At 73.5% G+C, this 16,634-nt stretch carries 19 protein-coding genes; 10 read left to right on the top strand and 9 right to left on the bottom strand.

The window, feature by feature from the left end; translation table 11 throughout:
- Positions 1–32: 32 nt before the first annotated feature.
- Positions 33–743: a TetR/AcrR family transcriptional regulator gene (locus tag IH80_RS0126820; protein WP_030963915.1), complete on the top strand. Its 711-nt coding sequence runs from the start codon at positions 33–35 to the stop codon at positions 741–743.
- Between the two features lie 51 nt (positions 744–794).
- Here IH80_RS0126820 and IH80_RS0126815 read toward each other — a convergent pair whose 3' ends face one another.
- Complete coding sequence (locus IH80_RS0126815; RefSeq protein WP_030963913.1) at positions 795–1,706, bottom strand: SDR family oxidoreductase; 912 nt, start codon at positions 1,704–1,706, stop codon at positions 795–797.
- Between the two features lies 1 nt (position 1,707).
- Positions 1,708–2,472 (bottom strand): SDR family oxidoreductase, encoded by a 765-nt coding sequence (locus IH80_RS0126810; RefSeq protein WP_030963912.1) that lies wholly within the window; start codon positions 2,470–2,472, stop codon positions 1,708–1,710.
- A gap of 56 nt (positions 2,473–2,528) precedes the next feature.
- On the opposite strand from IH80_RS0126810, the gene IH80_RS0126805 reads away from it, so the two are divergent.
- From IH80_RS0126805 to IH80_RS0126785, 5 genes are read left to right on the top strand one after another with little or no spacing between them, the layout of a single operon-like run.
- A complete protein-coding gene (locus IH80_RS0126805; RefSeq protein WP_037881188.1) occupies positions 2,529–3,278 on the top strand; it encodes an enoyl-CoA hydratase family protein in 750 nt (249 codons plus the stop codon).
- Positions 3,275–4,126 carry a CoA transferase subunit A gene (locus IH80_RS0126800; RefSeq protein WP_030963910.1) on the top strand — a complete coding sequence of 284 codons (852 nt, stop codon included), beginning with the start codon at positions 3,275–3,277 and terminating at the stop codon, positions 4,124–4,126. The genes IH80_RS0126805 and IH80_RS0126800 overlap by 4 nt, the downstream gene beginning before the upstream one ends.
- Complete coding sequence (locus IH80_RS0126795) at positions 4,123–4,893, top strand: CoA-transferase subunit beta (protein WP_051809970.1); 771 nt, start codon at positions 4,123–4,125, stop codon at positions 4,891–4,893. The genes IH80_RS0126800 and IH80_RS0126795 overlap by 4 nt, the downstream gene beginning before the upstream one ends.
- A gap of 4 nt (positions 4,894–4,897) precedes the next feature.
- Positions 4,898–5,989, top strand: a complete 1,092-nt coding sequence (locus IH80_RS0126790; protein WP_030963907.1) for an NAD(P)H-dependent flavin oxidoreductase — start codon at positions 4,898–4,900, stop codon at positions 5,987–5,989.
- 30 nt (positions 5,990–6,019) lie between these two features.
- Positions 6,020–6,949, top strand: coding sequence for a tyrosine-protein phosphatase (locus IH80_RS0126785; protein ID WP_030963906.1), 930 nt, complete (start codon positions 6,020–6,022; stop codon positions 6,947–6,949).
- Positions 6,950–7,010: 61 nt separating this feature from the next.
- Here IH80_RS0126785 and IH80_RS0126780 read toward each other — a convergent pair whose 3' ends face one another.
- Positions 7,011–8,693 carry a DEAD/DEAH box helicase gene (locus IH80_RS0126780; RefSeq protein WP_030963904.1) on the bottom strand — a complete coding sequence of 561 codons (1,683 nt, stop codon included), beginning with the start codon at positions 8,691–8,693 and terminating at the stop codon, positions 7,011–7,013.
- A 101-nt stretch (positions 8,694–8,794) separates the two neighbouring features.
- Positions 8,795–8,998: a cold-shock protein gene (locus IH80_RS0126775; protein ID WP_008743912.1), complete on the bottom strand. Its 204-nt coding sequence runs from the start codon at positions 8,996–8,998 to the stop codon at positions 8,795–8,797.
- Positions 8,999–9,236: 238 nt separating this feature from the next.
- Between IH80_RS0126775 and IH80_RS0126770 the strand changes: the two genes are divergently transcribed.
- Positions 9,237–9,878 (top strand): SIMPL domain-containing protein, encoded by a 642-nt coding sequence (locus IH80_RS0126770; RefSeq protein WP_030963903.1) that lies wholly within the window; start codon positions 9,237–9,239, stop codon positions 9,876–9,878.
- Between the two features lie 29 nt (positions 9,879–9,907).
- Here IH80_RS0126770 and IH80_RS0126765 read toward each other — a convergent pair whose 3' ends face one another.
- The 3 genes from IH80_RS0126765 to IH80_RS0126755 are packed head-to-tail and all read right to left on the bottom strand — an operon-like array spanning position 9,908 to position 12,530.
- Positions 9,908–11,065 carry an acetyl-CoA C-acetyltransferase gene (locus IH80_RS0126765; protein ID WP_030963901.1) on the bottom strand — a complete coding sequence of 386 codons (1,158 nt, stop codon included), beginning with the start codon at positions 11,063–11,065 and terminating at the stop codon, positions 9,908–9,910.
- Between the two features lie 25 nt (positions 11,066–11,090).
- Positions 11,091–11,732, bottom strand: coding sequence for a TetR/AcrR family transcriptional regulator (locus tag IH80_RS0126760; RefSeq protein WP_051809968.1), 642 nt, complete (start codon positions 11,730–11,732; stop codon positions 11,091–11,093).
- A 15-nt stretch (positions 11,733–11,747) separates the two neighbouring features.
- Complete coding sequence (locus tag IH80_RS0126755) at positions 11,748–12,530, bottom strand: SDR family oxidoreductase (RefSeq protein ID WP_030963897.1); 783 nt, start codon at positions 12,528–12,530, stop codon at positions 11,748–11,750.
- An 88-nt stretch (positions 12,531–12,618) separates the two neighbouring features.
- Here IH80_RS0126755 and IH80_RS0126750 point away from each other — a divergent pair, with 88 nt between their 5' ends.
- Complete coding sequence (locus tag IH80_RS0126750) at positions 12,619–13,764, top strand: acyl-CoA dehydrogenase family protein (RefSeq protein ID WP_030963896.1); 1,146 nt, start codon at positions 12,619–12,621, stop codon at positions 13,762–13,764.
- A complete protein-coding gene (locus IH80_RS0126745) occupies positions 13,764–14,759 on the top strand; it encodes an acyl-CoA dehydrogenase family protein (protein WP_030963895.1) in 996 nt (331 codons plus the stop codon). The genes IH80_RS0126750 and IH80_RS0126745 overlap by 1 nt, the downstream gene beginning before the upstream one ends.
- Here the strand turns inward: IH80_RS0126745 and IH80_RS0126740 are convergent.
- The gene (locus IH80_RS0126740) at positions 14,746–15,474 is read right to left on the bottom strand and encodes a class I SAM-dependent methyltransferase (RefSeq protein WP_051809966.1); all 729 of its coding nucleotides are present in this window, start codon (positions 15,472–15,474) and stop codon (positions 14,746–14,748) included. The genes IH80_RS0126745 and IH80_RS0126740 overlap by 14 nt on opposite strands.
- Before the next feature lie 68 nt (positions 15,475–15,542).
- Between IH80_RS0126740 and IH80_RS0126735 the strand changes: the two genes are divergently transcribed.
- The gene (locus IH80_RS0126735; protein ID WP_030963892.1) at positions 15,543–16,016 is read left to right on the top strand and encodes a hypothetical protein; all 474 of its coding nucleotides are present in this window, start codon (positions 15,543–15,545) and stop codon (positions 16,014–16,016) included.
- A 42-nt stretch (positions 16,017–16,058) separates the two neighbouring features.
- Here IH80_RS0126735 and IH80_RS0126730 read toward each other — a convergent pair whose 3' ends face one another.
- Positions 16,059–16,610 carry a hypothetical protein gene (locus tag IH80_RS0126730; RefSeq protein ID WP_030963891.1) on the bottom strand — a complete coding sequence of 184 codons (552 nt, stop codon included), beginning with the start codon at positions 16,608–16,610 and terminating at the stop codon, positions 16,059–16,061.
- Positions 16,611–16,634 lie beyond the last annotated feature (24 nt).

Genomic DNA, 16,634 nt, shown 5'->3' with positions numbered 1-16,634 from the left:
CTCTCGCCGTGCCCTGAGGAGGAGCCCCCGCCATGCAGACCCTGTCCCGCCGTGAACGCCTTCGGATCGAGACCACCGCGCAGATCAAGGAGGTCGCGCTCGAACTGCTCGCCGCCGGTGACGTCGCGGGGATCACCCTGCGCGGCATCGCGCGTGAGATGGGCATGACGGCGGCGGCCCTGTACGGCTACTTCGACACCCGCGACGACCTGCTGGCGACGCTGGCCGCGGACACGTTCAACCGGCTCGCCGACCAGCAGGAGGCGGCCCGTGACGCGCTCCCGCAGGACGCGACCGCGGCCCGGCTGCTCGCGGTCGCGGGCACCTTCCGGGAGTGGGCCCGCACCCACCCGGCGGAGTTCCGCCTCACCTACGGGGACAGCTCCCCGGGGTACGCCCCGACGGCCGAGAACGTCGTGGCGGCGGCCCGCCGATGTTGCATGATCCTCCTCGGTCTGGTCGACGCGGCCTGGCCGCAGGCGCCCGAGCAGCTCAAGCGGGCCGAGGCGGAGTGGGCCGACTTCGTCCCCTCCCTGGCGGCGCTGGCCCGCGAGTGCTTCCCGCACCTCCCGCCGCAGGCGCTGCTGGCGTCGCTGCGGGTGTGGGGCCGCATGTACGGCCCCGTCGCGCTGGAGGTCTACCGCCAGTTCGGCCCCGACGCCAACCCCCGGGTGCTGTTCCAGGCGGAGATGGACTCGGCCCTGGAGATGCTCGGCCTGGACAAGCCGGCCGCGGCCGGGTGACGTGTGGGCCCGGAGCGGCGCCCGGCCGCGGGGCCGCGCCGGTACAGCGCTCTAGCGCGACCCGTACACCGGCAGTGGGGCCCCCGCCTCGGCCAGGAGCTTGACCGCCGTCTCACCCGCCTCCGCCGGGGTCCACCGCGCTCCGCGGTCGGCGGTGGGGCCCGGCCGCCAGCCCTCCATCACGGTGATCCGGCCGCCCTCGGTCTCGAAGACCCGCCCGGTGACCCCGGCCGAGGCGTCCGCGCCGAGCCAGACCACGAGCGGTGAGACGTTCTCGGGTGCCATGGCGTCGAAGCCGCCGTCGTCGGGGGCGGCCATGGTCTGCGCGAAGGTCCGTTCGGTCATGCGGGTCCGCGCGGCCGGGGCGATCGCGTTGACCTGGACCCCGTACGGGCGCATCTCGGCCGCCGCGACCAGGGTCAGGCCGAGGACGCCCGCCTTGGCCGCGCTGTAGTTGCCCTGTCCGACGGAGCCCAGCAGCCCCGCCCCGGAGGAGGTGTTGACCACCCGGGCGGCCACCGGGCGGCCCGCCTTCGCCTCCGTGCGCCACCATGCGGCCGCCGACCGCAAGGGCAGGAAGTGCCCCTTCAGGTGGACCCGTACGACCGCGTCCCAGTCGTCCTCGTCCAGGTTCACCAGCATCCGGTCGCGCAGGAAACCGGCGTTGTTGACCAGCGTGTCGAGGCGCCCGTAGGCGTCGAGGGCGGCCTCCACCAGGGAGCCCGCGCCCTGCGGGGTCGCGATGTCCCCGCCGTGCGCGACGGCTTCGCCGCCGAGCGCCTCGATCTCGCGGACCACCTGCGCCGCCGGGCCGTCCGGTCCGGGCAGCCCGTCCAGCCCCACGCCCAGGTCGTTGACGACGACCTTCGCCCCTTCCGCGGCGAAGGCCAGGGCGTGGGCCCTGCCCAGCCCCCGCCCCGCGCCCGTCACGATCACGACCCGGCCCTCGCACAGTCCCGCCATCTCAGCTCTCCTTGTTGACAGTTGCCGCATCCAGGAACGCCGGGCGCTCCCCGCCTCCGTGCACCAGCAGGCCGGCGCCGCTCACGTACCGCGCCCGGTCGGAGGCGAGGAAGACCGCCGCGTCCCCGACGTCGGCCGGTTCGGCGAGCCGCCCCAGCGGGACGGTCGCCCCCACCGCCTCGATCCCCGCCTCGTCCCCGTAGTGCAGGTGCGCGAGTTCGGTCCGCACCATGCCGAGGATCAGCGAGTTCACCCGCACCTCGGGCGCCCATTCGACGGCCATGGACCGGGCGAGGTTCTCCAGGCCGGCCTTGGCCGCCCCGTAGGCCGCCGTCCCCGGTGAGGGGCGGGTCCCGCTGACGCTGCCGATCATCACGACCGATCCGCGGGTCCGTCTGAGCCAGGGGTGGGCCGCCAGCGAGGCCGTCAGGGGGGCGAGCAGGTTGAGCTCGACGACCCGTGCGTGGCGTTCGGCGCCGCCCTCGCCGAGCAGCCGGTACGGGGTCCCGCCCGCGTTGTTGACCAGGCAGTCGAGCCGTCCGTACCGGTCGGCGACCGCGTCGAAGAAGTCCGGTACGGCGCCGGTGTCGCGCAGGTCGAGCGCGGTGAAGGACGCCTCGCGGCCGTCAGTCGAGACCGGTTCGTCCGGAGGCCGGCGGGCGCACACGACGACCTCCGCGCCGGCCGCGAGGAACGACCGGGCGATCCCGGCGCCGACGCCCCTGGTTCCGCCGGTGACGACGACAACCCTCCCGTCGAGCTCCATCGGCTGCTACCTTCCTCACCTAACAAATGTTTGGTGGAAAGGTAGCTGATCCTCTCATGGGTGTCTCCACCTCCCGCCCGGACAAGGGCGTCGCACTGGTCACGGTCGACTTCCCGCCCGTCAACGCGCTGCCCGTGCAGGGCTGGTACGACCTCGCCGATGCCCTGCGGGCCGCGGGCCGCGACCCCGAGGTCCGGTGCGTGGTCCTCGCCTCCGACGGCCGCGGTTTCAACGCGGGCGTCGACATCAAGGAGGTGCAGCGCGACACCGGACACACGGCCCTCATCGGCGCCAACCGGGGCTGCTACGAGGCCTTCGCCGCCGTCTACGAGTGCGAGGTCCCCGTCGTCGCGGCCGTGAACGGCTTCTGCCTGGGCGGCGGGATCGGCCTGGCCGGCAACGCCGACGCGATCGTCGCCTCCGACGACGCCGTCTTCGGCCTGCCCGAGCTCGACCGGGGCGCGCTGGGCGCCGCCACCCACCTGGCCCGACTGGTCCCCCAGCACCTGATGCGCGCCCTCTACTACACCTCGCGCACCGCGACCGCCGCCGAACTGCACGCCCACGGCTCGGTCTGGAAGGTGGTCCCGCCCGGAGCGCTGCGCGGCGCCGCCCTGGAACTGGCCGCCGAGATCGCGAAGAAGGACGGCTGCCTGATCCGGCTGGCGAAGGCCGCCATCAACGGCATCGACCCCGTGGACGTGCGCCGCAGCTACCGCTTCGAGCAGGGCTTCACCTTCGAGGCCAACCTCAGCGGTGTCGCGGACCGGGTCCGCGACACCTTCGGGAAGGGAGAGCGCTCATGAGCGACAAGACCATGACCGTCGACGAGGTGGTCGGGCAGCTGCGCAGCGGGATGACCCTCGGAATCGGCGGCTGGGGGTCCCGGCGCAAGCCGATGGCCCTGGTCAGAGCCCTGCTCCGGTCCGAGATCACCGATCTCACCGTGATCTCCTACGGTGGCCCGGACGTCGGCCTGCTGGCCGCCGCGGGCCGGATCCGCCGGCTCGTCGCCCCCTTCGCCACCCTCGACTCCATCGCGCTGGAGCCGCATTTCCGGGCCGCGCGCGAACGGGCCGCCTTCGCGCTCACCGAGTACGACGAGGCCATGTTCATGTGGGGCCTGCACGCCGCCGCCAACCGGCTGCCCTTCCTCCCGGTCCGGGCCGGCCTCGGCTCCGACGTGATGCGGGTCAACCCCGGACTGCGCACGGTCACCTCGCCCTACGGCGACGGCGAGGAGCTCGTCGCCGTCCCCGCCCTGCGCATGGACGCCGCCCTGGTCCACCTCAACCGCGCCGACCGCCTCGGCAACGCCCAGTACCTGGGACCGGACCCGTACTTCGACGACCTGTTCTGCGAGGCCGCCGACGCCGCCTACGTCTCCTGCGAGCAGCTCGTCGGGACCGCCGAGCTCGCCAAGGCCGGCCCCCCGCAGTCCCTCCTGGTCAGCCGGCACTCCGTCACCGGGGTGGTGGAGACCCCGAACGGCGCGCACTTCACCTCCTGCGCCCCCGACCACGGCCGCGACGAGGCCTTCCAGAAGCTCTACGCGAGCACCCCCTGGCCCGAGTTCTCGGCCCGCTTCCTGTCCGGAACGACCGAGCACGACTACCAGTCGGCCGTCCGGACCTGGCAGGAGGAGCAGCAGTGACCCCGACGACCGCCACCGGACCCACCGGGCCCACCGGGCCTACCGGACCCACCCGTGCCGAGTACTGCGTGATCGCGTGCGCCGAGGCCTGGCGGGGCGACGGCGAGGTGCTCGCCAGCCCGATGGGCCTGATCCCTTCCTTCGGGGCCCGGCTCGCGAAGCGGACCTTCTCCCCCGACCTGCTGCTGACGGACGGCGAGGCCCTGCTCGTCGGGCTGGACGGCACGCCCGAGGGCTGGCTGCCGTACCGCCGGCACCTGACCATGGTCACCGGCGGCAGGCGGCACGTGATGATGGGCGCGAGCCAGATCGACCGGTTCGGCAACCAGAACATCTCGTGCATCGGGGACTGGGAACGGCCGGCCCGCCAGCTGCTCGGTGTGCGCGGCGCACCCGTCAACACCCTGAACAATCCGGTGAGTTACTGGATCCCCAGGCACTCGACCCGGGTCTTCGTCGAGCGCGTCGACATGGTCAGCGGTGTCGGCTACGACCGGGCCGCCGAGGCCGGGGTGACCCGCTTCCACCGGCTGCCCCGGGTGGTCAGCGACCTCGGCGTCTTCGACTTCACCGGGCCCGAGAACGCGATGCGGCTGGCCTCCCTGCACCCGGGGGTCACCGTCGAGGAGGTCCGGTCGGCGACGGGCTTCGAGCTGGCGCTGCCCGAGGAGGTCCCGTACACGCGGGAGCCGACCGCGCACGAACTGCGGCTGATCCGCGAGGTGATCGATCCGAAGGGCCTGCGCAACCGGGAAGTGCGGGGCTGATCCGGTGGAGACGGCGTTCACGAAGCTGGTCGGGGTCGAGCACCCCCTCGTGCAGACGGGCATGGGCTGGGTCGCGGGACCCCGCCTGGTGTCGGCCGCGGCGCGCGCCGGCGCCCTGGGCATCCTGGCCTCGGCGACGATGACCACGGACCAGCTGCGGTCGGCGGTCCGCGAGGTCCGCTCCCGCGTCCCGGAGGGGACCCCCTTCGGCGTCAACCTGCGCGCGGACGCCGGGGACGCGCCCGAGCGCGTCCGGCTGATCATCGACGAGGGGGTGAAGGTCGCCTCCTTCGCGCTCGCGCCCTCCAGGGAGCTGATCGCCCGGCTGAAGGACGCGGGCGTGGTGGTCATCCCGTCGATCGGGGCCCGGCGGCACGCCGAGAAGGTGGCGGCCTGGGGCGCCGACGCGGTGATCGTGCAGGGCGGCGAGGGCGGCGGCCACACCGGTGACGTGGCCACCACCGTGCTGCTGCCGCAGGTCGTGGACGCCGTGGACATCCCGGTGGTCGCGGCGGGCGGCTTCGCCGACGGCCGCGGTCTGGTCGCGGCCCTGGCGTACGGGGCGGCGGGCATCGCGATGGGCACGCGGTTCCTGCTGACCTCGGATTCGACCGTCCCGGACGCGGTGAAGGCCGAGTACCTGAGGGCGACGGTCCGGGACGTCACCGTCACCACGGCCGTCGACGGGCTCCCGCACCGCATGCTCCGAACGGAGCTGGTCGACTCCCTGGAGCGGGCCGGACGGGCCCGGGCGCTGGTCCGGGCGGTCCGGCACGCGGCGGGCTTCCGGAAGCTGTCCGGCCTGGGCTGGCCGCAGATGGTCCGCGACGGCCTGGCGATGAAACACGGCAAGGACCTGTCCTGGAGCCAGGTCCTGCTGGCCGCGAACACTCCCATGCTCCTCAAGGCGTCCATGGTCGAGGGCCGTACGGACCTCGGCGTCATGGCATCGGGCCAGGTCGCGGGGGTGATCGACGATCTCCCGTCCTGTGCGGAGCTCGTCTCCCGCGTCATGGCCGAGGCCCACTCCGTGCTGGACCGGCTCCATGGGTCGCACGGAGCGCACGCGCCCGACACCCTGCCACCACCAGGGTGATCCCCCTTCTCCGTCACAGGAGTCGCTCCCATGAGCCGTGTCAGAATCCGCAGAGGGGCCGCGGCGGCCGTCGCCGCCTTCGCCCTCGCCGCCCTGCCGACCGCCGCGCACGCGGCGTCGGCACCCGGAGCCGGGGTCGGCGCCCGGCACCAGCAGCAGCAAGCTGAACCGATTCGTCAGATCGTCCTCCAGGGCGCCGTCAACGTCCGTGACCTCGGCGGCTACCGCACCTGGACCGGCGGTCAGGTCCGCCAGGGACTCGTCTACCGCTCCGACGCACTGAGCAAGCTGACCGACGCCGACGTCACCACCGTCTCCGGTCTCGGCCTCACGAAGGTCATCGACTTCCGCATCCCGATGGAGGTCCAGTACGACGGCGCCGACCGGCTGCCCGCCGGACTCTCCCCCACCGCACGCCCGGTGAGCGACCTCGGCCTCTACGGGACGCTCGTCGGAGCGATCGGCAGCGGGGACCCGGTCACCCAGGAGCAGATGCTCGGCGGCGGCCGCGCCGAGGCCTACATGCGCGACATCTACCGCACGTTCGTGACCGGCCCCGAGAACCGGGCGCAGTTCGCGGCGACCCTGCGGGAGCTCGCGGACGGCCGGCAGGGGCCGGTCCTGTACCACTGCACGTCCGGCAAGGACCGGACCGGCTGGGTGAGTTACGTGCTGCTGCGCGCCCTCGCCGTGCCCGAGGAGACCGCCGAGCGCGACTACCTGGCGTCGAACACCTTCCGCGCCGCCTACGACGCCAGGGTGCGGGCGGGGCTGAAGCAGTCGGGCCGGATGCAGAACCCCGACCTGCTGATCCCGCTCCAGGAGGTCCGCCAGGACTACCTGGACTCGGCGACGGCTCAGATGGAGGCCGACTACGGCAGCTTCTACGGCTACCTGACGCAGGGCCTCGGCCTGGACCTGCGGACGCTGGCGAAGCTCCAGGGCAAGCTGGTCCGGTAGCGCGTACGACGACGGGCAGTGCGCGAGGCACTGCCCGTCGTCGTACGCCGCGGGGATCCGGTCAGACCGTGCGGCGGCGGCCCTGGCCGCCGGTGCCGACGCGGCTGCGCGCGGAGGCCGCTGCGGCGCCGCCGCCGGAGCCGCCCGTGCCGCGTCGGCCGCGCTCGCCGGAGCCGCCGGCCGAGCCGCCCTGACCGCCCTGACCGCCGCGGCGGGCCTGGCCCGCGCCGGAGGCAGCCGGAGCCTGCCCGGAGCCACCGCCGGAACGGCGGCCGCGGCCGCCGGCCGCCGGGGCGCCGCCCGTGGCGGAGCCGGTGCGCGGGCCGCCCGAGCGGCGGCGCGAGCCGGAGCCCGAACCGGAGCCGCTGCGCGCCTTCGGCGCGGGCTGCTGCGGCACCTCCAGCACCACCGGGATGCCCGAGGGCTCCTTGGCGCCGGTCAGCCGGGCCAGTTCCTCGTCGGAGGACTTGATCTGCGCGGTGCGCGGGGAGATCCCGGCGTCCGACATCAGCCGGGTCATGTCCCGCTTCTGGTCGGGCAGGACCAGGGTGACCACGCTGCCGGACTCGCCGGCGCGGGCGGTACGGCCGCCGCGGTGCAGGTAGTCCTTGTGGTCGGTGGGCGGGTCGATGTTGACGACGAGGTCGAGGTCGTCGATGTGGATGCCGCGGGCCGCCACGTTGGTGGCGATCAGCGCGGTGACCTCGCCCGTCTTGAACCAGTCCAGGGTGCGGTTGCGCTGCGGCTGCGAGCGGCCGCCGTGCAGGCCGGAGGCGCGCACGCCCTCCGCCAGGAGCTTCTTGACCATGCGGTCCACACCGCGCTTGGTGTCCACGAACATGATCACCCGGCCGTCGCGGGCTGCTATGCGCGTCGCCACGGCCTTCTTGTCGGTCTCGTCCAGGACGTACAGGACGTGGTGCTCCATGGTGGTGACCGCGCCGGCCGACGGGTCGACGGAGTGGCCGACCGGGTCGGTCAGGAACATCTTGACGAGCTTGTCGATGTTCTTGTCGAGGGTCGCCGAGAAGAGCATGGTCTGGCCCCCGGGCTCGACCTGCTTGAGCAGCGCGGTGACCTGCGGCATGAAGCCCATGTCGGTCATCTGGTCGGCCTCGTCGAGGACGGTGATCGACACCTGCGAGAGGTCCGCGTCACCGCGGTCGATGAGGTCCTTCAGGCGGCCGGGGGTCGCGACGAGCACCTCGGCGCCACGGCGCAGGGCGCCCGACTGCCGGTTGATCGACATGCCGCCGACGACGGTGGCGATGCGCAGGTTGACGGCCGTGGCGTAGGGGGCCAGGGAGTCGGTCACCTGCTGCGCGAGCTCGCGGGTCGGTACGAGGACCATCGCGAGCGGCGCCTTCGGCTGCGCGCGGCGGCCGGCGGTACGGGCCAGCAGCGCCAGGCCGAAGGCCAGCGTCTTGCCGGAGCCGGTGCGGCCGCGGCCGAGCAGGTCACGGCCGGCGAGCGAGTTCGGCAGGGTCGCGGCCTGGATCGGGAACGGCTCGGTGACGCCCTGGGCGGCGAGGGTCTTCAGCAGCGCCTCGGGCATGTCCATGTCCTCGAACGCGGCGACCGGCGGCAGCGCCGGGACGGTCGGCTCGGGCATGGTGAATTCCTGCGGCCGGGGGGCGGGCGGGGCGGACTTCTGGCGTCCCGCGCCAGCCTTCGGACGCCCCTGGGCCGCTCCTCGTCCCCGGGTGGGGCGGCGGCTGGGTCGTGCGGAGCTGGAGCTGGTCATGCGAGAAAGCCCTCCTGAAACCGGCAGGTGAAACAAAGGTCGAGACAGCAGACAAGCCGGGGCCCGCACCTCTCGGTGCGGACCCCGGCATGCTGAAGGAATTAGGCGGGGAGGATGTTCTCCGCCTGGGGGCCCTTCTGGCCCTGCGTCACGTCGAAGGACACGCGCTGGCCCTCGGTGAGCTCACGGAAGCCCTGGGTGGCGATGTTCGAGTAGTGGGCGAACACGTCCGGACCGCCACCGTCCTGCTCGATGAAGCCGAAGCCCTTTTCCGAGTTGAACCACTTCACGGTGCCAAGTGCCATTTTAAATCTCCTGAATAGGCGGCAAAGGGCCCCATCCGGAGATTCCGGCAAAAAAACAATAAAAGCGCCTGAGGAACATTCCCGTCAGGCGCACATAAAGTTCATGGGTACCACAACTGCAACGACCCCTAAGCTAGCACACCTCGGTCCCGGGGTGCGGACGGGCGGGTGTGATCTCCACCCCCCGAGGTACCGGAAGCCCCTGGTGGCGGGCTCCCCCGCCTGGTTTGATCATGGGATGGCAGCGATCAGAGAGCCCTGGGGGCTCAGTGTGCTCGGCGCGGGCAGCGTGTCCGCCGAACCCAGTCTCGCCTTCGTGGACCTCGCGGTCGACCTCGTCGCCCCGACGCCGAAGGTGGCCTTCGCCGAGGCGGGGGCGGCGGTGGCCCGGCTGCGGGAGACCCTGCGGGAGCACGGGATACCGGACGGGGACGTCTCCGGCTCCCGGCTCCGGCTGACCTCGCAGTACAGCGGGTACGGCGCGGAGCGGACCTTCCTCGGCTACAGCTGCGAGGCGAAGTACACGGTGGAGACGGAGGCGCTCGACCGGCTCGAGCTGCTGATCGAGGACGCCGTGACGGCCGGTGCGAACCGTGTCGACGACGTCCGCTTCGAGGTCCGGGACAAGCCCGCCATGCGCGACGAGGCGCGGGCCCGCGCGGTCGAGGCCGCCCGCCGCAAGGCCGAGGTGTACGCGGAGGCCTGCGGGATCGAACTGGGGGCGGTGATCCACATCCAGGACGTGAACCCGGAGTCGGTGGGCGGCCACGGCCGCAGCGCCGGGCGGGCGGACCACGAGCACGACGGCACGCTCTCGCCGGGCTCGGTGCGCGTCGACGCCGCGGTCCTCCTCGGCTTCGCCCTGCTGCCCGCCTCCTGACGCCCGCTGCGGGGGCGGCCGGCCGTCGGCTACAGGCGTTCGATGATCGTCACGTTGGCCTGGCCGCCGCCCTCGCACATCGTCTGGAGGCCGAACCGGCCGCCGGTGCGCTCCAGTTCGTGCAGGAGGGTGGTCATCAGCCGGACCCCGGTCGCGCCCAGCGGGTGGCCGAGCGCGATGGCGCCGCCGTTGACGTTGACGCGCTCCGGGTCGGCCCCGGTCTCCTTCAGCCAGGCCAGCACCACCGGCGCGAACGCTTCGTTGATCTCCACCAGGTCGATGTCGGCCAGGGTCATGCCGGTCTTCTTCAGCGCGTACGCCGTCGCCGGGACGGGCGCGGACAGCATGCGGATGGGGTCCTCGCCCCGGACCGACAGGTGGTGGATGCGGGCCCGCGGCCGCAGTCCGTGTTCGCGCACCGCCCGCTCGGAGGCGATCAGCATGGCCGCCGCGCCGTCGGAGACCTGGGAGGAGACCGCGGCGGTGATGGTGCCGCCCTCGACGACCGGTTTCAGGCCCGCCATCTTCTCCAGGGTGGTGTCCCGGCGCGGGCCCTCGTCCGCGGTGACGTCGCCGTGGGGCACGATCTCGCGGTCGAAGCGGCCCTCGTCGACGGCGCGCACGGCCCGCTGGTGGGAGCGGAGCGCGTACTCCTCCATGTCGCGGCGCGAGATCCCCCACTTCTGGGCGATGAGCTGGGCGCCGTGGAACTGGTTGACCGGGGCGTCACCGTACCGGGCGCGCCAGCCGGCGGAGCCCGCGTAGGGGCCCTCGGTGAGGCCGAGGGGTTCGGCCGCCTGCCGTGAGGCGAAGGCGATGGGGATCATCGACATGTTCTGGGTGCCGCCGGCGACCACGAGGTCCTGGGTGCCGGAGAGGACGCCCTGCGCGGCGAAGTGCACGGCCTGCTGGGAGGAGCCGCACTGGCGGTCGACGGTGACGCCGGGGACCTCCTCGGGCAGGCCGGCGGCGAGCCATGCGGTGCGGGCGATGTCCCCGGCCTGCGGGCCGACGGTGTCGAGGCAGCCGAAGACCACGTCCTCCACGGCGGCCGGGTCCACCCCGGACCGTGCGACCAGTTCCCCCAGGACGTGGGCGCCGAGGTCGGCCGGGTGGACGGCGGACAGGCCGCCTCCGCGCCGTCCCACGGGGGTGCGTACGGCGTCGACTATGTAGGCCTCGGGCATCGGGACTCCTCGGACGTCGGGGCTGTCAGGTGGGGCGCAGGGCGATCCCGTCCAGGACCATCGACAGGTACTGGCGGGCGATCTCGTCGGGGCTGTGCTGTCCGCCCGGCCGGTACCAGGAGGCCGCCACCCACACCGTGTCGCGCACGAAGCGGTAGGTGAGGCGGATGTCGAGGTCGGCGCGGAAGACCTCGGCGGCGACCCCGCGTTCCAGCGTCCCCAGCCAGGCCTTCTCGAACTTCACTTGCGAGTCGGACAGGTAGTGGAAACGGGGCTGCGCGGAGAGGGTGCGGGCTTCCTTCTGGTAGATCGCGACGGCGGCGCGGTGACGGTCGATCTCGCGGAAGGATTCGGTGACGAGGGCCTCGATGGTCTCCCGGGGGCCGAGTCCGGCGGCGAGGACGGCGTCGTAGCCGTCCCACAGCTCGGTCAGGAAGGCGGAGAGGATCTCGTCGAGCATCGATTCCTTGGAATCGAAGTGGTAGTAGAGGCTGCCGGCGAGCATCCCGGCGGCGTCGGCGATCTTGCGGACGGTGGTGGCGTTGTAGCCCTGGGCGGCGAAGACTTCGGCGGCGGTGTCGAGGAGTTCGCGGCGCCGCTCGGGCGAGGGCGTCACCTGCGGCTTCTTCGTGGCTGCGGGCTGGGCTGCGGGCTTGTTCGTGGGCACGCGTCCATTGTCGGGCTACGGGTGCTGGCTGCTGACGGAGACCGTCTCGCCCGTCATGTACGACGAATAGCCGCTGGCCAGGAAGACCATGACGTTGGCGACCTCCCACGGCTCGGCGTACCGGCCGAAGGCCTCGCGGGCGGTGAGGTCGGCGAGGAGCTCCTCGCTGGTGACCTTCACCAGGTGCGGGTGCATGGCCAGGCTGGGGGCGACCGCGTTGACGCGTACGCCGAACTCCGCGGCCTCCAGTGCCGCGCACCGGGTCAGTGCCATGACCCCGGCCTTGGCCGCGGCGTAGTGGGCCTGGCCGGCCTGGGCGCGCCAGCCGACGACGGAGGCGTTGTTGACGACGACTCCGCCCGTGCCGGAGGCCCTGAAGGAGCGCAGGGCCGCGCGGGTGCAGCGGAAGGTGCCGTTCAGAGTGACGTCGAGGACGCGGGTCCACTGCTCGTCGGTCATGTCGACGAGGGCCGCCGTGCCGCCGAGTCCGGCGTTGTTGACGACGACGTCGAGGCGGCCGTGGGTCTCTTCGGCGAGCGCGAACAGGGCCCGGATCTGGTCCTCGTCGGTGACGTCGCAGGGCAGCGAGGTGACGCGGCCGGCTCCGAACTCGGTGGTGAGCGCGTCCTCGGTCTCCTTCAGCCGGCGGGCGTGGGCGTCGCTGATGACCACGCGGGCGCCCTCCTCCAGGAAGCGGCGGGCGGTGGCCCCGCCGATGCCGGCCCCGGCGGCGGCGGTGATGACGGCGGTGCGGTCCTGCAGCAGGTGGTGGCCGGCGGTGTACCGGGGCTCGTTCATGCGAACTCCTCGACGCTGCTCATGGCCGTACGTTAACCTACCAAACACTTGTTAGGGAAGTGACGGCGGTCGAGGAGGCGGGCAACCGATGGACCTGACCCACACGGCGGAGACGGCGGCCTTCCGGGCCGAGGCGCGCGCCTGGCTGGCCGACCACGTCCCCGCCTCCCCGCTGCCCTCGCTGGAGACGCGCGAGGGCTTCGCCGCGCACCGTGAGTGGGAGGCCCGGCTGCACGCGGACCGCTGGTCGGTGGTGTCCTGGCCCGAGGAGTACGGCGGCCGGGGCGTCGACCTGGTGCACTGGCTGGTCTTCGAGGAGGAGTACTGGGCGGCCGGTGCACCCGGCCGGGTCTCGCAGAACGGCATCAGCCTCCTCGCACCGACGCTCCTCGACCACGCCACGGCCGAGCAGCGGGCGCGCGTGCTGCCGCCGATGGCGAGCGGCGAGGTGATCTGGGCGCAGGCCTGGTCCGAGCCGGAGGCGGGCTCCGACCTGGCCTCGCTGACCTCGCGGGCGGTCCGGACGGAGGGCGGCTGGCTGCTGTCCGGACAGAAGACCTGGTCCTCGCGGGCGGCGTTCGCGGACCGGGCCTTCGGCATCTTCCGCACCGACCCGGACACCCCGAAACCGCACCAGGGGCTGACGTACCTGATGTTCGACCTGCGGGCGCCCGGGGTCACGGTGCGGCCCATCGGCCGTCTCGACGGCAAGCCCGCCTTCGCGGAGCTCTTCCTCGACGAGGTCTTCGTAGCGGACGAGGACGTGATCGGGGAGCCCGGGCAGGGCTGGCGCATCGCGATGTCGACCACCGGCAACGAACGCGGACTGACCCTGCGCTCCCCCGGCCGGTTCCTGGCGACGGCCGGCCGGCTGTCCGCGCTGTGGCACGCGCAGGGGGACCCGGCCGACACGGCACTGCGCGACCGGGTGGCCGACGCGGTGGTCGGGGCGCGCGCCTACGAGCTGTTCACCTGGGCCGCCGCCGCCCGCTTCGCCGCGGGCGGGGCCGCCGGCGCCGAGTCCAGCCTGAACAAGGTGTTCTGGTCGGAGTACGACATCGCCCTGCACGAGACGGCGCTGGACCTGCTGGGCGCGGACGCGGAACTCGCGGACGGGGAGTGGGCCGAGCCGTGGATCTTCGCGCTGGCCGGGCCGATCTACGCGGGGACGAACGAGATCCAGCGCGACATCATCGCCGAGCGGCTGCTCGGCCTGCCGAAGGGCCGCCGCTGATGCGTTTCCTGCCGACCGACGAGCAGTCGGATTTCGCCCGTACGCTGCGCTCCCTGCTGGGCACGGCGCACGTCCCGGCGGTGGTGCGGGCCTGGGCGGACGGCGAGCCCGGGCCCGGCCACGAGCTGCGGTCGCGGCTGGCGGCGACGGGCCTGTTCGCGCTGGCCGCACCCGAGGCGTACGAGGGGGCCGGCCTGCTCCCGACGGAGCTGTCACTCGGCTTCGTGGAGCTGGGCCGGGCGGGGATGCCGGGGCCGGTGGTGGAGAGCGCCGCCGTATCGGTGCTGCTGTCGGAGCTGGGGGACGAGGCGCTCGCCAAGCGGTTCCTGCCCGGCCTGGTCGCGGGCGAGGCCTGGGCCACGCTGACGCTGCCGGGCGGGAGCGGCGGGAGCCCGTACGCCCTGGACGCGGACGCGGCGGCGCACTGCTTCGCCGTGTCGGCGGCGGGCGAGCTGCGGCTGGCCGCCCCCGGGGAGGTACTGCGGTCGACGGACCCCGCACGGCGGCTGTCGCGGCCCTCGACGGCCGGGGGCGAACTCCTCGCCGCGGGACCTTCGGTGGCGCGCGCGGCCGCCGTGGCCGGGCGCTGGGCCCGGCTGCTGACGGCGGCCCAGTGCCTGGGCGTCGGCGAGGCCCTGCTGGCACGGACGGTCGGGTACGTGAAGCAGCGCACGCAGTTCGGGGCGCCGATCGGCTCCTTCCAGGCGGTCAAGCACCGGCTGGCGGACACCCTCCTGGCCCTGGAGTTCGCCCGCCCACTGCTGTGGGCGGCGGCGCTGTCGACGGCCCCCGGCGACGTGGCCGCGGCGAAGCTGCGCTGCGGCGAGGCGGCGTACCGCGCGGCCATGACGGCGCTCCGGCTCCACGGCGCGGTCGGCTACACCGAGGAGCTGGACCTGTCGCTGTGGCTGCGCAAGGCACGCCCGCTGCGGGACGCCTGGGGCACGCCGTCGGCCTGCCGGGCGGAGGTCCTGCGGTCGGTCACACCCGGGTGACGTGGAGGCCGACCACGTACTTCTCCTCGACCGTGCCGTCGGGGAAGAGCGGGGCCAGCCGCTCCCGTTCCGCGGCGACATACTCGCGCGTGCCGGCCTCTCCCAGCATCAGGAAGGCGGAATGGCTGGCGAGGTTGGCCAGGTGTGCGTCCAGCGGGATGCGCCGGGACCACCGCACGGAGCGGGTGGTGAACCCGCCGAGCCCGCGGGGCAGCGTACGGAAACCGCCGCCCTCGGCTTCCCCGAAGAACTCCGCCAGGCGCGCCTCCTGCTCGGCGATCCAGGGCACGGTGAGGTCCGCGTCGTTCCACCAGATGCAGAGCGCGCCGCCGGGCCGCAGCACGCGGCGGGCCTCGGGGACCGAGCGGGCCGGGTCGGTCCAGTGCCAGGCCTGGGCGTAGGTGAGGAGGTCGAACGCGCCGGTGGCCAGCGGCAGTCGGTCTCCGTCCCCGCGCACGACCGGGATCCCGGGGTGCGCCCTGCGCAGCTGGGCGGCCATCCCGTCCCCGGGCTCCACGGCGAGGACCTCGGCGCCGCGCTCGTGCAGCAGGGCGGTGGCGATCCCGGTGCCCGCCCCTACGTCGGCCACGCGCGCCCCGGCGAGCGGGCGTCCGGTGAGCTCCTCGAGGGCGCCGAAGAGGGCCGCCGGGTAGCCGGGCCGGTGGGCGGCGTAGGAAGCGGCTGCGGCGTCGAAGGAACGGGCGCGTGTCGTCATGCGTCCATTGTTTTCGATCACACGTTTTCGATCACACGTACCAGGCAACAAGATCGAGGTATCAGGACATGCGCAGGACCATCTCCGCCATGACGCTGTGCGCCGCGGCGGCACTGCTGCTCACCGGCTGCGGGAGCGCGGACCCGAAGCCCGCTCCGGAGGGCGGGAAGCAGCAGCCGCAGCCCGCGGCCTCCCAGCAGCAGGGACAGAGCCCCTCGTCGGCTCCGGCCGGCTCGGGCGGGGGCGCGAAGCACGAGGTGACCCTGGAGGTCGGCGGCACGGGCAAGACGGCCGTCATGTACAGCGGTCTCGGCAGCGGCTTCGAGCAGCAGACCCTGCCGTGGACGAAGTCGGGTACCGCCGAACTGACCGCGGCGGAGCAGAAGGTGGGCTACCTGGTGAGCGTGGTCCCGGGCACGATCACGGGCGCCGACGGCAAGCTCCAGCAGGCCCCCTGCACCATCAAGGTCGACGGCAAGGTGGTCGCGGAGAGCGACGGCGTCACGAACGCCAAGGGCTGCTCCTACAAGATCAAGCAGTAGTCGGCGGACCTTTGCGGGCCCCTGCGCCGCCAGGCCCGGCTGTCAGGTCCGGGAGCGGCGCAGGGAGATCCGGACCAGGAGCGTGGTCTGGAGCAGAAGGAGGGCGCCGGTGCCGGCCGCCTGCCACAGCGGCCGTTCGGGGCGGCCGCCCGGGGCCCAGGCCGGCCCGTGGGGGTCCACCGTCACCGTCAGCCGTGCGCCGACCGCGAGGTCGAGGGTGACCGGCCCGGGCAGGTCGCGGCCCGCCTCGGTGCGCAGGCGCAGGGACGGGGACAGTCCTGCACCGTCCTCCACCATCGTCCGCTGCGCGACCACCGCGGTCTCCTCCCGGCCCCGGTCGTGCAGGACGTGCCGGTCCCAGGTGATCCCGCCGAGCACGGCGATCCCGACGGCGGTGAGGGCGACGACGGTGCGGGCCACGAACTCGGCGTCGGTGCCGTGCGGTACGGCCGCGCCGGCGACGAAGACGGCCAGCAGGACCGGGACCCAGAGCCCCTCCGGGCCGCGCAGCAGCCAGATCGCGCCGAACTCCACTGCCAGGAGCAGGCAGTTGCGCAGGACCGCTCCCGCCGCTCTCCGCGTCAGATCGGCCATGGACACATCATGCACGGGCCCGGC

Origin of the sequence: Streptomyces sp. NRRL S-378 (assembly GCF_000720645.1) — a bacterium.
Taxonomy (GTDB): Bacteria; Actinomycetota; Actinomycetes; order Streptomycetales; family Streptomycetaceae; genus Streptomyces.
The sequence above is the reverse complement of the archived record's forward strand: the minus strand, read 5'-3'. Positions and strand labels throughout refer to the sequence as shown.

Coding starts and splice junctions, on each gene's coding strand:
- IH80_RS0126820 (WP_030963915.1), top strand. CDS start 33: ATGCAGACCCTGTCCCGCCGTGAACGCCTTCGGATCGAGACCACCGCG.
- IH80_RS0126815 (WP_030963913.1), bottom strand. CDS start 1,706: ATGGCGGGACTGTGCGAGGGCCGGGTCGTGATCGTGACGGGCGCGGGG.
- IH80_RS0126810 (WP_030963912.1), bottom strand. CDS start 2,472: ATGGAGCTCGACGGGAGGGTTGTCGTCGTCACCGGCGGAACCAGGGGC.
- IH80_RS0126805 (WP_037881188.1), top strand. CDS start 2,529: ATGGGTGTCTCCACCTCCCGCCCGGACAAGGGCGTCGCACTGGTCACG.
- IH80_RS0126800 (WP_030963910.1), top strand. CDS start 3,275: ATGAGCGACAAGACCATGACCGTCGACGAGGTGGTCGGGCAGCTGCGC.
- IH80_RS0126785 (WP_030963906.1), top strand. CDS start 6,020: ATGAGCCGTGTCAGAATCCGCAGAGGGGCCGCGGCGGCCGTCGCCGCC.
- IH80_RS0126780 (WP_030963904.1), bottom strand. CDS start 8,693: ATGACCAGCTCCAGCTCCGCACGACCCAGCCGCCGCCCCACCCGGGGA.
- IH80_RS0126775 (WP_008743912.1), bottom strand. CDS start 8,998: ATGGCACTTGGCACCGTGAAGTGGTTCAACTCGGAAAAGGGCTTCGGC.
- IH80_RS0126770 (WP_030963903.1), top strand. CDS start 9,237: ATGGCAGCGATCAGAGAGCCCTGGGGGCTCAGTGTGCTCGGCGCGGGC.
- IH80_RS0126765 (WP_030963901.1), bottom strand. CDS start 11,065: ATGCCCGAGGCCTACATAGTCGACGCCGTACGCACCCCCGTGGGACGG.
- IH80_RS0126755 (WP_030963897.1), bottom strand. CDS start 12,530: ATGAACGAGCCCCGGTACACCGCCGGCCACCACCTGCTGCAGGACCGC.
- IH80_RS0126750 (WP_030963896.1), top strand. CDS start 12,619: ATGGACCTGACCCACACGGCGGAGACGGCGGCCTTCCGGGCCGAGGCG.
- IH80_RS0126745 (WP_030963895.1), top strand. CDS start 13,764: ATGCGTTTCCTGCCGACCGACGAGCAGTCGGATTTCGCCCGTACGCTG.
- IH80_RS0126740 (WP_051809966.1), bottom strand. CDS start 15,474: ATGACGACACGCGCCCGTTCCTTCGACGCCGCAGCCGCTTCCTACGCC.
- IH80_RS0126735 (WP_030963892.1), top strand. CDS start 15,543: ATGCGCAGGACCATCTCCGCCATGACGCTGTGCGCCGCGGCGGCACTG.
- IH80_RS0126730 (WP_030963891.1), bottom strand. CDS start 16,610: ATGGCCGATCTGACGCGGAGAGCGGCGGGAGCGGTCCTGCGCAACTGC.